Raw genomic sequence first — 14,106 nt, 5'->3', positions numbered from 1 at the left:
TAGATTGTTGCGCGGAAGCGACCAGGAAAGGACCAAGGGATGGAAACTACCGGGCATCCGGATAAAATGTTCCGGAACGGGTTGGCGGAGGGCAGAATCATTTTGCCGAAATGCCGCTCCTGCGGTAAATTTCATTTCTTTCCCCGCCTTGTCTGTCCCCATTGCCACGCCATGGAATTCGCCTGGCATCCGGTATCCGGACGGGGCGAAATACACACCACCACCGTGGTGCGGCAGAAACCGGAACATGGCGGTGACTACAATATCTGCATGGTGGAGTTGGAAGAAGGCGTGCGGATGATGAGCCGGGTGGAAGGGCTTGCTCCGCAAGAGGTAAAGATCGGCATGGTAGTGACCGCCTATGTCGGCGAGGCCGCGGGGGGCGCGGCGGTTCTCTGCAAGCCGGCGGAGGGATAAAACCATGACGAACCAATTGCGTGGCAAAGCCGCGATCGTGGGCACAGGCCATGCCGGTTTTGGTGAAGCGCATGGGTTGACCGCCTATGAGATCATGGCCCAGGCGGCGCTGGCGGCGCTTGGCGATGCCGGACTCAAGCTGAACGCCGTGGACGGGCTGTTCTGCACCATGATGGAAGACAGCATGCCCGCGCTTATGGCGGCGGAATATCTCGGCATCCGTCCCCGCTTCGTGGAAGGCACGATGACCGGCGGTTCGTCTTTCGTGAATTACCTGACCTCGGCAACGATGGCGCTGGAGGCCGGGCTTTGCGATGTGGCGCTGATCGTTTATGGTTCCAACCAGCGCACCGCCTCGGGCAAGCTGGTCACGGTCTCCCGTCCGCCACCTTATGAGGCCCCCTACAATCCGCGTTACCCTATTTCCGCTTATGCGTTGGCGGCGGCGCGTCATATGCATGAATTCGGCACGACTCGCGAGCAGCTGGCTGATGTGGCTGTGGCCGCGCGCGGCTGGGCGCAGCAGAATCCGGAGGCGTTCGAGCGCGGGCCGCTGACGCAAGAGCAAGTGCTGTCAGCGCGCATGGTTTGCGACCCGCTTTCCGTGCGGGATTGCTGTCTCGTCACCGATGGCGGTGGCGCGGTGGTGCTGGTGCGGGCGGAACGGGCAAAGGATTTTCCCAAGCCCCCCGTTTATGTGCTGGGCAGCGCTGCCGAGAGCGCCCACCGTCAGATCTCCCAGATGCCGGATTTCACCGTGACGGCGGCACGCGAATCCGGCCAGCGCGCCTTCGCCGCGGCGGGGGTGAAGCCTGCGGATATAGATGTGGTGGAGCTTTACGACGCTTTCACCATCAATACAATTTTGTTTTTGGAGGATCTTGGCTTTTGCAAGAAAGGTGAGGGCGGGACTTTTGTCGAGGGCGGGCGGATCGCCCCGGGCGGGGTGCTGCCGGTGAACACGAATGGCGGCGGGCTTTCATGCGTGCATCCCGGCATGTACGGCATTTTCACCATCATAGAGGCCGCCCGCCAAATTCGCGGCGATGCGCCTGGATTGCAGATCAAGGATGTGAACCTGGCGCTGGCGCATGGCAATGGCGGTGTTCTCACCAGCCAGGTCACCGCTATTCTGGGGTCTGCCGCCACGCTCTAACATCATCAAAGGGGGAACCGATGCCACTGGATATTGCTGCGCTTTCAAGCTGGGAGTTCGATGAAATCAGGCAAACCGTGACCGAGCGCGATACCATGCTTTATGCGCTGGGGCTGGGTTTTGGCGAGGATCCGTGCGACAAGAAGGAGTTGCAATTCGTCTATGAGGACGGGTTGAAAACGGTTCCCTCCATGCCGGTTGTGTTGGGCTATCCCGGCTTCTGGTTACGCAACCCCAAAACGGGCGTGGATTGGAAGAAGGTGCTCCACGGCGAGCAATGGCTTGATATCTATAAGCCGCTGCCAGTGAAAGGCACTATTATTGGCCGCCCGAAGATCGACTTTATCTCGGATAAGGGCGAGGGCAAGGGTGCGGTTATCTATCAAAGCCGCGATATCATCAACGCGGATAGCGGCGAGACGCTGGCCCGGGTCACCATGTCGGCCTTCTGCCGCGGCGATGGTGGATTTGGCGGCGAGAACCGGGCCGGTCCTGCCCCTGCCGTATTGCCCGAGCGGGCGCCGGACCATGTGTGCGAGTTGACCACCCTGCCGCGCCAGGCGCTGATTTACCGGCTCAGCGGTGATTACAACCCGCTCCACGCCGACCCAGACGTGGCGCGCGCCGCCGGTTTCGAGCGGCCGATCCTGCATGGTCTCGCCACTTATGGTCTCGCCGCCCGGGCGATTTTAAAGACGTTGCTCGATTACGACGCGAGCCGGCTAATCGGGCTCGATGTCCGTTTCTCCTCTCCGGTATATCCCGGCGAGACGGTGCGTTTCGATATCTGGGAAGAGGGCGGGGAAGCCCGTTTCCGTGCCTCGATACCCGCGCGAGGTGTTATGGTGCTGAATAACGGAGCCGCGAGATTCAAATGAGCCGGCAACCGCTCACGGGAATTCTCGTTCTCGATTTCAGCACCTTGCTGCCGGGGCCGATGGCAACATTGATGCTGGCCGAGGCCGGGGCGGAAGTAATCAAATTCGAGCGGCCTGGAACGGGCGAGGATGCCCGGGCAACGGAACCGAAGATCGAAGGTGAAAGCATAGGCTTCGCCATTCTCAATCAAGGCAAGAAATCGGTGACGCTCGACCTCAAGGCGCCGGGCGCGGTGGAGGCGTTGCGGCCGCTGCTGGAGCGGGCGGATGTGCTGGTCGAGCAATTCCGTCCGGGTGTGATGGACCGTCTCGGTCTCGGTTATGAGGCGGTACGCAACATTAATCCCCGCCTCATTTACTGTTCGATTACCGGTTACGGCCAAACCGGCCCCAAGGCGAACGCTGCGGGCCACGACATGAATTATGTCGGTGATGCGGGAATTCTATCGCTCAGTCGCGGTCCGGATGAAAACCCCACCATGCCCTTCGCGCTGGTGGCCGATATTGGCGGCGGCACCTATCCCGCCGTGGTCAATATTCTCCTGGCGCTGCGGGCGCGCGACCAGGGCGGCGAGGGCACGCATCTCGATATCGCGATGGCAGAGGGCGCGTTCATGTTCGCCTATTGGGCGCATGCGGCGGCGGTTGTGGCTGGGCAAGACATCCCCAATGCTGCCAGCCGGCTGACGGGCGGGTTGGCGCGTTATCGCCTCTACCCGGCGGCGGATGGCCGTATTATTGCTGTCGGCGCGGTGGAGGAAAAATTTTGGCAGGCGTTTTGCGATGTCATCGGCCAGCCAGCGGAGTTGCGCGACGACAAGCGTAATCCCGCCGCCTGCGCGGCGGAGGTGGCTCGCCGGCTCGCCGCCCGGCCTTCCACCCATTGGGCGCCATTGCTAGAGGCCGCTGATTGTTGCTGCACCATCTTGAAAACCCCAGCCGAGGCCGCGCGGGACCCGCATTTTACCGCGCGTGGCGTCTTTGCGCGTAAGTTGCGCATAGCGGATCGCGAGGCGCCGGCCTTGCCTTTGCCACTCGCGCCTGATTTTCGCGCACCCGCTGACCGGGTGGGGCAGGCAAGTCCGCTGGGGCAGCACAATCGGGAACTTGGTTTGCCATAGGCGGGAATGCCATCCACGATTGACGCTGGCCGGAGGGGGCGATAGCCTAATGATTGTTAGATTATGGGATAACCCGAAGGCGGCTGATTCCTTCCGCCAACGCATTTTGAAGCCATTCACAACGAAGAAGTATGGGCCAAATGACCAGCACTGATATGACATCCCAAAATCAGGACGAGCTGCGGCTGTTCCGCGAAAGCGTTCGCACTCTTTTCGACCGGGCGGGCGGGGTTGGCCGTGCCCGCAAACTCCGGGGCGCGCCGCAGGGCTGGGATGCCGGTCTTATGCGCGAACTGGCGGAGGCTGGCGCGTTTGGCGCGGCGATACCGGAAAAACAAGGCGGACTTGGCATGGGTCTGGTTGCGGCGGGGGTCGTCGCGGAGGAGGCGGGGCGCGTGCTCGCGCCGGAACCCATCGTGGCCATGGCCGGGCTTACGATTGGTCTCCTGTACCGGCTTTGCCCAGCTCATGCCGCGCTGAGTGCGGCGCTGGAAGGCAATTCCGTGCTGGCGCCGGCCTGGCAAGAGCGCGGACCGCGTGGCGTGGCGCAGACCCGGGCCTGCCGTTACACGGATGGTAAGCTCGATGGCCGCAAGGCTTGGGTCGTTGGTAGCCGTGGGGCGTCGGGCTATCTCGTGGTGGCGCAAGGCGGCGCCGGTCCGGTTCTGGCGCTGGTGCAAAAAGGGGCTGCAAATCTTTCCATAGAGGAAAGGCCACAAGCAGACGGCAGCGTCATGGCGGAGCTCGCTTTTAATGGTACGCCCGCTGAGCGTCTCGCCGAGGGCGCCGCCGTGGAAACCGCTCTGAGCGAGGCGGTGAGCGATGCCACCGCCCTCGCCGCCGCCGAGCTGGTGGGCCTCAGCGAGCGCGCTTTTGAAATCACTCTCGATTACATCAAGACTCGCGAACAATTCGACAAACCCATTGGCGCGTTCCAGGTGCTCCAACACCGCGCTGTCGATCAACGCATCATGCAGGAAGTGGCGGCGGCGGGTATACGGGAGGCGTTGGCGCGTATGGATCAAACCAATGATCCGCGTCAGCGGGCCAGGCAGGCCAGCCGGGCCAAGGCGCGGGCCTGTGTCGCCGCGCGCAAGATCACCCGTGAGGCGATCCAGCTTCATGGCGCTGTCGGCTACACCGATGAATTTGATATCGGGCTTTATCTGAACCGCGCGCTTGTATTGACCGCATGGCTGGGGGACGATGTTTATCATCGCCGCCTTTGGCTGGAAGCGCGTGAGCGGGAGGAGGCGGCATAATGACCGATTGGAACCAGATGAGTGACGCCGAGTTTCGCAAGGAAGTTCGGCGATTTTTCGAAACGGAATATCCGGCGGAGTTACGGAATCTCTCGCACCGCCCAAAATTTGCCGAAATCGAGCATTGGCATAAAAAACTGCACGCCAAGGGCTGGGTTGCCCCGGCCTGGCCGGCGGAATACGGAGGCATGGGGCTGAATGCCGCGAAGCTTCTGATCTTCTATGAGGAGCAGCAGCGCTGGGGAATTGTCCGAGGCCGCGACATGGGAGTGCAGATGGTCGGGCCGCTGATCATCAAATACGGCACCCAGGCGCAGAAGGACTATTGGCTTCCTCGGATCCTGTCTTGCGAGACCATCTGGTGCCAGGGCTATTCCGAGCCTGGAGCGGGTTCCGATCTCGCTAATTTACGGACGCGCGCGGCGCTGGAAGGTGATGAGTTTGTCATCAACGGCCAAAAAATCTGGACGACGATGGCGCATGATTCGACCCATATTTTCATGCTGGTGCGCACGGACCCCAACGCGCCGAAGAAGCAGCAGGGCATCAGCTTTCTGCTGGCGCGGATGGATCAGCCCGGCATCACGGTGCGCACGATCAAGACCCTCGCGGGAGAAGAGGAGTTTTGCGAGGTATTTTTAGATAATGCCCGCACGCCGCGTGAGAATCTGGTCGGCGAGATGAACAAGGGCTGGACGATGGCGAAGGCGCTGCTCAGTTTCGAGCGCATTTTCATCGGCTCACCCAACCTCGCGCAGAATGCTCTTATTCAATTGGAAGGCTTCGCGCGCGGGCGTGGCGCCTTTGAGGATCCGGTGTTCCGGGACCGCTTCGCCCAAGCGGCGCTGGACGTGGAGGATCATGCGGCGCTTTATACCCGTTTCGCCGACCAGTTGAAGCGCGGCGAGACGCTGGGCTCCGATGTTTCGATGCTCAAAATCTGGGTAACAGAGACGTTCCAGCGCATCACCGAGCTGATGGTCGAGGCCGCCGGTCCCGATGGCGGTACGCTGGGCCCGCTGCAGGTCGGCAATGTGGGCATGGATGTTCTCTCCAGCTTCTATAAGGCGCGACCGACAACGATCTATGGCGGCGCCAACGAGATCCAACGCAATATTCTCGCCAAGGCAGTGCTGGAACTGCCGGATTAATTCAGGAAAGGGAAAACTAAATGTCAGACCGTTATAAAAAATATCACAAGCTGAAGTTCGATTATCCGGCTGAACGGGTATTGCGGATCACCTTCGATCGTCCAGAAACCTTCAATTCGGTGGATGCCGAGACCCACACCCAGATGACCGATCTTTGGTTGGACATCGACCGTGACCCGGACATCAACGCCGTCATTGTCACCGGCGCGGGTAAGGCGTTTTCCGCGGGGGGGGATTTCAGCCTGATCGAGAACATGATCGGCAACTCCACCGAGATCATGAAAACATGGAAGGAAGCCAAGGATCTCGTCTACAACATCATCAATTGCAATAAACCGATCATTTCGGCGATCAACGGGCCGGCGGCGGGCGCCGGGCTCGTGGTGGGTATTCTCGCCGATATCTCTATCGCGGGGAAGAAGGCAAGGATCGTGGACGGCCACCCCCGGCTTGGCGTGGCCGCAGGCGACGTGGCGGCCATCATCTGGCCGTTACTAACCTCGATGGCCAAAGCCAAATATTATCTCCTCACTTGCCGCCAGGTTACGGGCGAGGAGGCTGAGCGTATTGGCCTGGTATCGATGTGCGTCGAGGACGACGTGCTGCAGCAGACCGCCCTGGATGTTGCCGTGGAGCTTGCCAATGGCTCGCAAAGCGCCATCCGTTGGACGAAATATTCGCTCAATAATTGGATGCGTCAGGCTGGCCCCATTTTTGATGCTTCGACTGCATTCGAGATGCTGGGTTTCCTAAGCGAGGACGTGAAAGAAGGCGTTCGCTCTCACCGTGAAAAACGGGCGCCGAAATTCCGTAAGGATTGTCCGCTTTAGCCGGACTAGCTCCGCCAGCGCCGCTCGTTTGGCGCTGGCGGGCGGACCCGGCTGTCGCCAGCCGCGATCCCGCTTTATAAGCTGGAGAATGGCGATTATCGCCGCACCCATCCGCGCGCGATCACGCGCCGCGGCGACGTTGCCTATGCCGAGGCTTGCATCACGGGATTGAAGTCCGAGGGATCATAGTTTTGTTTTGAAGTGGCGCACCCGACACGATTCGAACGTGTGGCCTCCACCTTCGGAGGGTGGCGCTCTATCCAGCTGAGCTACGGGTGCCGCGTGCTTGCCAATAAGCGGAGATGGATGTTCGGTCAACCTTTTCGCAGCGTTGCCCGGGCCATGCCCTCAGCCAGCGCGCTCAACGTCACAGGTTTACGAATCACCGGAATCGCCGCATAGGCGCGGGGGATCATAACGTTATCCCCATAGCCGGTGGCGAATACGAAGGGAATAGAACGGGCGCGTAGCCGAGCCGCCAGCGGCAGGGACATCACGGCGCCCAGCTTGAGGTCGAGAATGGCCAGATCAACCGGCCGCGCCGCCAACAGGGCTTCCGCCTCCTCCACTCCTCGGCAAAGATAGACCTCATCCGCACCCAATTGGCGCAGGTTCTTTTCTGTATCGAGGGCGATGAGAAATTGATCCTCTACCACCAGTATACGTTGGCCGGTAAGCAGACGGCCCAGATCCGGTTTTGGCGCGGGAGGGATTACGGCCTCCGTCGCACTTCCCGCCACGTTGCGCGCGGGAATCAGCAATTCAGCCGTAAGACCCGCCGGGGCATAATCGAGCCGTGCCCGCCCGCTGAGATCATATTCGACGATGCTGCGGATCAATTTGCTGCCAAACCCCTCCCGCCGGGGCGGGGCGACCCGCGGCCCATCCGATTCCCGCCAGATCAGGCGGCAATCCCCGGCTGGGGTTAGCTCCCAAAGAATTTCCAGCCGTCCTTGCGGTTGGGAAAGCGCCCCGTATTTGGCGGCATTGGTCATCAATTCATGCACCACCAAGGCGGTCGCGTTGAACGCCTCGCCCTTGAGGCTGAGCGGCGGCCCGCTGATCACGATGCGTGTCGCATCCGCGCCCAGGCGGTGAAGTCCCGCCTCCGCCTCGATCAGCGTCATCAACAGTCCCGAGTCTATGCTGGAGAGAGACTGGTCATGGGCAAAGGCCAGGGCGTTTAGCCGGCCTTCCAGCGCTTCGCTATATTCACGGATATCGGTGGCATAGATGCCTGTCTGGGTCGCGATGGATTTCACCAATGCGATGATGTTCTTCACCCGGTGGTTCAGCTCGTCATAAAGGATACGGCGGCGATATTCCGTCCGCAGCCGCTCCTCAGCCGCAAGTTCGCTCTGCCGCACCGCGCCGTTATTTCCCGCCAACGCGACGCGCAGCGAGAGTTGTTCCACGAATATCTCCGCCGCAATGCGCAAAGGCAGCGGCGCCAGTTTGGGCGCGGTGGCAAGGCAGAGAAGAAAACCCCAGGGTGCGCCTTGAACGATGAGAGGAAGAGAGAGCGAGGCACGCATGCCCCTCTCTTCGAGCTGCACGCATTGACAGGGCGGCAGGGCGCGCAGCTGGCAGGTGGCGAGATCCGCCAGCGTCACGCCCGGCGCGGGCATGAGCGGCACGGGCAAAGCCCGCGTATCCACCAGGAATTGCAACGCCAGGTCTCGTCCGTCTCCGGAGGAAAACGTGGCGGCGGACAGCCGCTGCCCCAGCCAACTCCCGAGCGGACCCGCCTTGGATTCCCCAATCACTTGAGCATCTTCTGTCCCGTTCAAGCGGCAGGCCAGCACCTGGTCATACCCTAGCAAAGCGCGCAGCGCCCGCGCCCCGGCTGTGGCCAGCGCCTCCGGCATGGGCGGGGCCTGGCCGAGGCGCGCCAGCGCGTGATGAAGGGCTTCGAACACGCCCCGTTCGTCCTCCGGCCGCGCCCCGGGCTCGATTTCGATAAAAAGATGGCCCTGGCCAGGACGGATGGTGGCGGCAAGCGGCGCCGCCCCGCCCTCCCGCTCCAGCCGCAAGGCAAATCCCGGGGTCTGCCCACCCACCGCCCGCGCCGCCGAGTTGCGTAAATCATGCGCGAGCCCGCCGCCCGCCAGCTCATCCAGGCTCAGTCCTGGCACAAAATCAGGCGTATCAAAAAATTGGCCGAGATTGGCCGAGGCATGCAACACCCGCCGCATCTCGGCGTCGCAAACCAGCAGAGCTCCGTGCGGCTGTATGGCAGCGGCGGCGCGGGAGGCTTGATCGTCCCCAGGCCAATCCACAAATCCAGTCCGCCCGCCAGAATTCATGGTCCGTTCAGGACCGGCATCAACGCGGCTATTGGAGACGCAGCATGACCGCCAAGGCACGAAGAAACCGCTTGCTCAGGGGCGTGAAACCATCGAAGATTGCGGCACAACCCGCAACACCACCTCGGCGCGCGCAAGAAACCTCGATGGTGAAATGTCCCTCGTATCGTCATGGCTGGCCCGTTTTCATTTATATGTCGTTGAGTAACATATCCCGCTCCGCTTGTCGGTTCACAAGTGGACGCACGCGCCTTCTTTGACGGAGCCAGCCCATGCCGATCCCCTCTGTGGAGGAATTACTGGAAAACGCCCTGCTCGCGAAACTGCACCGGGACGATCTCATGCGGCTGGTGCCGCATATGCTGGTTTTCGATTTTGCCGAGGGACATACCCTCCAGCGCGCGGGAGAGGAAGTTTGCAACACCTGGTTTCCCAGCGGCTCGGCTATGGCCGCCTTTCTGGTGGGTAGTGATGAGACCCGCTCCGTCGAGGTAGCTCTGATAGGCCGGGAAGGCGCGATCGGCGGCATCGTTTCCAACGGGTTCGTTCCTGCCTTCGCCTCCTCCCGCGTTGCGGCGGCGGGACGGTTTTTCCGGATCAAAACTCGCGCGTTGGAGGAAGCGAAGCTGGAATCGATCGCGCTCCGCCATTGGCTGTCCCGCTATTCGGATTGTCTGATCGCTCAGCTTCTGCAAACCGCAGCTTGCAACGCCACCCATACCATCGCCCAGCGCACGGCGAAATGGCTGCTGGCGGCGGGGGCCCGCACCAAGGGCAGCACCTTCCGCATGACCCATGAGCAATTGGCTGAGATGCTGGGCGTCGGCCGCACCTTTGTCACCCGAACCATCGGTCAGCTACGGGCGGAGGGGCTGATCGCCACGGGGCGCGGCCTGTTCACCGTGCTCGACGAGGCGAGGCTGCGCGCCCGCTCCTGCGCCTGCACCACCGCGATCGAGGAGCATTTCGACACGGTACTGCACGGGATTTATCCGCTACCGTCCTAAGACTTCCTTTCCTGAGGCGACTAGCCGGGATGATGAGGGAAACCCGACTATAGCCGAGCCAATGCCGGGCGGGTCGGGGCCTGGCTTGACATAAATTTATGTTTCCATAACTGTGGAAAAATGGAAAAGACGATTGCGGTGGCTGCTCTGGCTGCGCTCGCGCAGGAAACCCGGCTCGAAATTTTCCGCGCATTGGTGCAAGCGGGGCCGCAAGGCGTGGCCGCGGGCCAGCTGGGGCTTCGCCTCGGGCTGGCTGGCGCGACGCTATCCTTTCACCTTAAGGAATTACGCCATGCCGGCCTCGTCACCTTCGCCCGGGAAGGCCGCTCCCTGATTTATTCCGCTGCGTTCGCCACCATGAATGACCTCCTCGCTTATTTAACCGAACATTGTTGCCAAGGCGAGGATACGACGTGCGCGCCGCCTTATTGCAATGAACCCGCTCGTGCCTGAGAGGCTGGAGGCCAAGCTATGACGATTACCATTTATCACAATCCGGCCTGCGGCACCTCGCGGAACGTGCTCGGCCTCATCCGCAACAGCGGCGAGGAGCCGGTGGTCATCGAATATTTGAAAACACCGCCAAGCCGGGCGGAACTCACGGATCTCATCCGGAGGATGGGGGTCCCGGTCCGGGACATTCTGCGCCGAAAGGGCACGCCATATGATGAGCTGGGGCTGGACGACCCGAGCCTGACCGACGATCAGCTGATCGACGCCATGCTGGCGCATCCCATTCTCATCAACCGCCCTATCGTGGTCACGCCGCTTGGGGTGAAGCTTTGCCGCCCATCGGAGATGGTGCTGGAAATTTTACCCCATCCTCAACGCGGCGCCCTCGCCAAGGAGGATGGCGAGGCCGTGGTGGATGCCAGCCGGGCTGGCATCCGTGGCTGACTCTACGGTTCTTAATTTGAATGAAGCCTCATTCGCCCCCATTGACGCAGAGCGCTTGTTTCCTCCGCGGGCCAGCCGGCATCCTCCCCGGATTCTCCTGCTTTACGGCTCGGTGCGCGAGCGGTCTTTCAGCCGGCTGGTCACGGAGGAATCGGCGCGTATTCTCACGCGTTTCGGCGCCGAGACCCGCACCTTCCAACCGTCGGGCTTGCCCTTGCCGGACGATGCCGAGGCGGACCACCCGAAAGTGCGCGAATTACGCGATCTGGTGACCTGGAGCGAGGGTATGGTGTGGTGCTCGCCGGAGCGGCACGGCGCTATGAGCGCCGTGATGAAGGCGCAAATCGACTGGATTCCCTTGTCCCTCGGCGCCGTCCGCCCGACTCAAGGTAAAACCCTGGCTGTCATGCAGGTCTGTGGCGGCTCGCAAAGCTTCAACGCGGTCAATCAGCTCCGCATTCTCGGGCGCTGGATGCGCCTCATCACCATCCCCAACCAGTCATCGGTCGCGAAGGCCTTCACCGAATTCGACGGAAACGACCGGATGAAACCCTCCGCGTTTTACGACCGTATCGTCGATGTCATGGAGGAGTTGGTGAAATTCACTTTGCTGACCCGCGATAGCGCAGCATATCTGGTGGACCGTTACAGCGAACGCAAGGAATCCGCTGAGGAATTGTCGCTGCGGGTCAATCAAAAATCAATTTAATGCCAATCGTCAGACTGTCCGCGCTGCCCAGGCATTGATCTCGGGAGATCAGAGGCCGGTCAACGCCAGAAGTTCGGGCTTTTCCTGGGCCTGCCAGGCTAAGCGGCTGACAGGGTAAATGGGGCATTGACTGAAACGCATTGGTCATATCCAATAAGCGCATAGTCCCTCCGCAAAGGATCGCATGGCCTACGCGCTGCAGCAGCTTATCAATGGCCTCACCCTGGGCATGATCTATGGGTTGATCGCCATCGGTTACACCATGGTCTATGGAATTATCGGCATGATCAATTTCGCCCATGGCGATGTGTTCATGATCGGCGCGTTTGTCGGCATCATTGTCCTCACCGCCCTCACGGGGCTCACTTCCGTTCCGCTTGGTCTGCTGGTGGCCTTCATCGCCTCGGCCATCATCTGTGGGGTTTACGGCTTTTCCATCGAGCGGGTGGCCTACCGCCCCCTGCGCGGCTCGTTCCGCCTGGCGCCGCTGATCTCAGCCATCGGGATGTCGATCGTTCTGGAAAATTATGTCCAGGTCAGTCAGGGAGCGCTCGAGCGCGCCATTCCCAGCCTGATTCCAGGAGGCGTCACTTTGATGAATCAGGGAGGATTCGTCGTTCAGCTCTCTTGGATGCAGCTCGCCATCGTCATTGTCACCATCGCCGTGCTGGCTGGCTTCACCTATCTTGTCACGAAAACCCCGTTGGGCCGGGCCATGCGCGCGGTGGAGCAGGACGCTAAAATGGCGGCGTTGCTTGGCATCGACACCGACCGCACGATTAGCCTCACCTTCATCATCGGCTCCGCGCTCGCGGCCTTCGCCGGGGTGATGTTCCTGCTATATTACGGGGTGATCGATTTTTATATCGGCTTCAACGCCGGCATAAAGGCGTTCACCGCCGCGGTTCTGGGCGGAATCGGCTCGTTGCCGGGCGCGGTGCTGGGCGGGCTGCTGATCGGCCTCATCGAGGCGTTCTGGTCCGGCTATGCGACCGTCGCGTATAAGGACGCGGCGGTTTATTCCATCCTCGCCATCGTGTTGATGTTTATGCCCAGCGGGCTGCTCGGCCGGCACGAGGTGGAAAAAGTATGAGGCCGCTCGCCCGCGATTTGAAGGACGCGGCCGCCGTCGCGTTTTTCGCCTTCCTCATTTTCGGCCCGTTCATAGGCTTGCCCCTCAGCAATAACCAAGCGGGCAATCTCACCCTGGGCACACGGCCGCAAGCTCTGGCGCTGGCGGTGGGCGCGGTCTTTCTCGCCCGGCTCGGCCTCCTCGCCTGGGCGCGCTGGCATCCGGCGCCGCTCGCCCCCCGATTTACCATCAAGCTCCAGGGAGCCGGGCGGTTCATCGCGCCGGTGCTGCTGGTTTTCGCTGTTCTCATGCCGCTGCTCCCCGGCCTGCCAAATGCCTATATCGACCTGGGCGTGCTCATCATGACCTATGTGATGCTGGGCTGGGGGCTCAACATCGTGGTGGGACTCGCCGGGCTGCTGGATCTTGGCTATGTCGCGTTCTACGCGGTGGGCGCCTATAGTTTCGCGCTTATTTCCTTGAATTTCGGGCTGGGTTTCTGGGAGTGCCTGCCCATCGCCGGGATATTGGCGGCCTTCTGGGGTGTGTGCCTGGGGTTTCCGGTGTTGCGGCTGCGTGGGGATTATCTCGCCATCGTCACCCTGGCATTTGGAGAGATCATCCGGCTGGTCATCACCAACTGGGTGTCGCTCACCGGCGGCCCCAACGGGCTGCTCGGCATGCCGCAACCCAGCCTGTTCGGGCTGCGCTTCTCCATGGCGGGCGGACCAGGCACGTTTGCCGGGTTTTTTCACATCACGCCCGCGCCCTGGCAGCGCACCGCCTATCTTTATTACATCATCCTGGCTCTGGCGCTGCTGACCAATTGGGTGACCCTAAGGTTGCGCAAGCAGCCTCTCGGCCGCGCCTGGGAGGCGCTGCGCGAGGATGAGATCGCCTGCCGCTCGCTGGGCATCAATGTCCGCAACACCAAGCTCACCGCCTTTGCCATCGGCGCGTTCTTCGGCGGATTCGCCGGCTGCTTCTTCGCGGCGCGGCAGAGCTTCATCAGTCCGGATTCCTTCACCTTCATGGAATCGGCGACCGTGCTTGCCATCGTCGTGCTGGGGGGCGCGGGCAGCCAGCTCGGCGTGGTCCTCGCCGCATGCGTGATGATCGGCGTGCCGCAAATGCTACAATCCTTGCAGATCTATCGCATGCTCATCTTCGGGCTGGCGCTCGTGATCATCATGATCGTGCGGCCCCGCGGTTTCATCTCCACCCGCCGCCCCACCGTCACGCTTGGCAAGAGGGGCGGGGTCATCGGTGCGGATCTCGTTTCCCAGGGGCGGGGTTAAGG

The 14,106-nt window shown here is 61.6% G+C and carries 14 protein-coding genes and 1 tRNA gene; 13 read left to right on the top strand and 2 right to left on the bottom strand.

What is annotated here, in order from left to right; all coding sequences use genetic code 11:
- Positions 1–39: 39 nt before the first annotated feature.
- The 7 genes from M7H45_RS09840 (at position 40) to M7H45_RS09810 (ending at position 6,815) form a co-directional block, all read left to right on the top strand.
- Positions 40–417 carry a Zn-ribbon domain-containing OB-fold protein gene (locus M7H45_RS09840; protein ID WP_298216507.1) on the top strand — a complete coding sequence of 126 codons (378 nt, stop codon included), beginning with the start codon at positions 40–42 and terminating at the stop codon, positions 415–417.
- A gap of 4 nt (positions 418–421) precedes the next feature.
- Complete coding sequence (locus tag M7H45_RS09835) at positions 422–1,573, top strand: thiolase (protein ID WP_298216506.1); 1,152 nt, start codon at positions 422–424, stop codon at positions 1,571–1,573.
- 20 nt (positions 1,574–1,593) lie between these two features.
- Entirely contained in the window at positions 1,594–2,451 is an 858-nt protein-coding gene (locus tag M7H45_RS09830) for a MaoC/PaaZ C-terminal domain-containing protein (RefSeq protein ID WP_298216504.1), read from the top strand.
- Positions 2,448–3,572 carry a CaiB/BaiF CoA-transferase family protein gene (locus tag M7H45_RS09825; RefSeq protein WP_298216503.1) on the top strand — a complete coding sequence of 375 codons (1,125 nt, stop codon included), beginning with the start codon at positions 2,448–2,450 and terminating at the stop codon, positions 3,570–3,572. Before M7H45_RS09830 ends, M7H45_RS09825 begins: the two co-directional genes overlap by 4 nt.
- A 140-nt stretch (positions 3,573–3,712) precedes the next feature.
- A complete protein-coding gene (locus M7H45_RS09820; protein ID WP_298216502.1) occupies positions 3,713–4,834 on the top strand; it encodes an acyl-CoA dehydrogenase family protein in 1,122 nt (373 codons plus the stop codon).
- The gene (locus M7H45_RS09815; protein ID WP_298216501.1) at positions 4,834–5,985 is read left to right on the top strand and encodes an acyl-CoA dehydrogenase family protein; all 1,152 of its coding nucleotides are present in this window, start codon (positions 4,834–4,836) and stop codon (positions 5,983–5,985) included. The genes M7H45_RS09820 and M7H45_RS09815 overlap by 1 nt, the downstream gene beginning before the upstream one ends.
- A 20-nt stretch (positions 5,986–6,005) precedes the next feature.
- Entirely contained in the window at positions 6,006–6,815 is an 810-nt protein-coding gene (locus M7H45_RS09810; protein WP_298216500.1) for an enoyl-CoA hydratase/isomerase family protein, read from the top strand.
- Between the two features lie 202 nt (positions 6,816–7,017).
- Here the strand turns inward: M7H45_RS09810 and M7H45_RS09805 are convergent.
- Positions 7,018–7,094, bottom strand: a tRNA-Arg gene (locus M7H45_RS09805).
- Positions 7,095–7,129: 35 nt separating this feature from the next.
- On the bottom strand, positions 7,130–9,121 hold the full coding sequence (locus M7H45_RS09800) for an HWE histidine kinase domain-containing protein (RefSeq protein ID WP_298216498.1): 1,992 nt from the start codon (positions 9,119–9,121) through the stop codon (positions 7,130–7,132).
- A gap of 272 nt (positions 9,122–9,393) precedes the next feature.
- Between M7H45_RS09800 and M7H45_RS09795 the strand changes: the two genes are divergently transcribed.
- The 6 genes from M7H45_RS09795 to livM all read left to right on the top strand — a co-directional run bounded on the left by M7H45_RS09795 (position 9,394) and on the right by livM (position 14,104).
- Positions 9,394–10,128: a Crp/Fnr family transcriptional regulator gene (locus M7H45_RS09795; protein WP_298216496.1), complete on the top strand. Its 735-nt coding sequence runs from the start codon at positions 9,394–9,396 to the stop codon at positions 10,126–10,128.
- Positions 10,129–10,248: 120 nt separating this feature from the next.
- Positions 10,249–10,581: a helix-turn-helix transcriptional regulator gene (locus M7H45_RS09790; protein ID WP_298216494.1), complete on the top strand. Its 333-nt coding sequence runs from the start codon at positions 10,249–10,251 to the stop codon at positions 10,579–10,581.
- Positions 10,582–10,599: 18 nt separating this feature from the next.
- Positions 10,600–11,025, top strand: a complete 426-nt coding sequence (gene arsC, locus M7H45_RS09785) for an arsenate reductase (glutaredoxin) (RefSeq protein ID WP_298216492.1) — start codon at positions 10,600–10,602, stop codon at positions 11,023–11,025.
- Complete coding sequence (gene arsH / locus M7H45_RS09780; protein WP_298216490.1) at positions 10,997–11,734, top strand: arsenical resistance protein ArsH; 738 nt, start codon at positions 10,997–10,999, stop codon at positions 11,732–11,734. Before arsC ends, arsH begins: the two co-directional genes overlap by 29 nt.
- Positions 11,735–11,918: 184 nt before the next feature.
- Positions 11,919–12,827, top strand: a complete 909-nt coding sequence (locus tag M7H45_RS09775; RefSeq protein ID WP_298216489.1) for an ABC transporter permease subunit — start codon at positions 11,919–11,921, stop codon at positions 12,825–12,827.
- Entirely contained in the window at positions 12,824–14,104 is a 1,281-nt protein-coding gene (gene livM / locus M7H45_RS09770; protein WP_298216488.1) for a high-affinity branched-chain amino acid ABC transporter permease LivM, read from the top strand. Before M7H45_RS09775 ends, livM begins: the two co-directional genes overlap by 4 nt.
- Positions 14,105–14,106: the final 2 nt, after the last annotated feature.

It is taken from the genome of Acidocella sp. (assembly GCF_027352905.1).
GTDB lineage: Bacteria > Pseudomonadota > Alphaproteobacteria > Acetobacterales > Acetobacteraceae > Acidocella.
The sequence above is the reverse complement of the archived record's forward strand: the minus strand, read 5'-3'. Positions and strand labels throughout refer to the sequence as shown.

What these genes read in the sequence shown, in the direction of transcription:
- M7H45_RS09835 (WP_298216506.1), top strand. Translation starts at nt 422, where the DNA reads ATGACGAACCAATTGCGTGGCAAAGCCGCGATCGTGGGCACAGGCCAT.
- M7H45_RS09840 (WP_298216507.1), top strand. Translation starts at nt 40, where the DNA reads ATGGAAACTACCGGGCATCCGGATAAAATGTTCCGGAACGGGTTGGCG.
- M7H45_RS09810 (WP_298216500.1), top strand. Translation starts at nt 6,006, where the DNA reads ATGTCAGACCGTTATAAAAAATATCACAAGCTGAAGTTCGATTATCCG.
- M7H45_RS09815 (WP_298216501.1), top strand. Translation starts at nt 4,834, where the DNA reads ATGACCGATTGGAACCAGATGAGTGACGCCGAGTTTCGCAAGGAAGTT.
- M7H45_RS09825 (WP_298216503.1), top strand. Translation starts at nt 2,448, where the DNA reads ATGAGCCGGCAACCGCTCACGGGAATTCTCGTTCTCGATTTCAGCACC.
- M7H45_RS09790 (WP_298216494.1), top strand. Translation starts at nt 10,249, where the DNA reads ATGGAAAAGACGATTGCGGTGGCTGCTCTGGCTGCGCTCGCGCAGGAA.
- arsC (WP_298216492.1), top strand. Translation starts at nt 10,600, where the DNA reads ATGACGATTACCATTTATCACAATCCGGCCTGCGGCACCTCGCGGAAC.
- M7H45_RS09820 (WP_298216502.1), top strand. Translation starts at nt 3,713, where the DNA reads ATGACCAGCACTGATATGACATCCCAAAATCAGGACGAGCTGCGGCTG.
- livM (WP_298216488.1), top strand. Translation starts at nt 12,824, where the DNA reads ATGAGGCCGCTCGCCCGCGATTTGAAGGACGCGGCCGCCGTCGCGTTT.
- arsH (WP_298216490.1), top strand. Translation starts at nt 10,997, where the DNA reads ATGCCAGCCGGGCTGGCATCCGTGGCTGACTCTACGGTTCTTAATTTG.
- M7H45_RS09775 (WP_298216489.1), top strand. Translation starts at nt 11,919, where the DNA reads ATGGCCTACGCGCTGCAGCAGCTTATCAATGGCCTCACCCTGGGCATG.
- M7H45_RS09830 (WP_298216504.1), top strand. Translation starts at nt 1,594, where the DNA reads ATGCCACTGGATATTGCTGCGCTTTCAAGCTGGGAGTTCGATGAAATC.
- M7H45_RS09795 (WP_298216496.1), top strand. Translation starts at nt 9,394, where the DNA reads ATGCCGATCCCCTCTGTGGAGGAATTACTGGAAAACGCCCTGCTCGCG.
- M7H45_RS09800 (WP_298216498.1), bottom strand. Translation starts at nt 9,121, where the DNA reads ATGAATTCTGGCGGGCGGACTGGATTTGTGGATTGGCCTGGGGACGAT.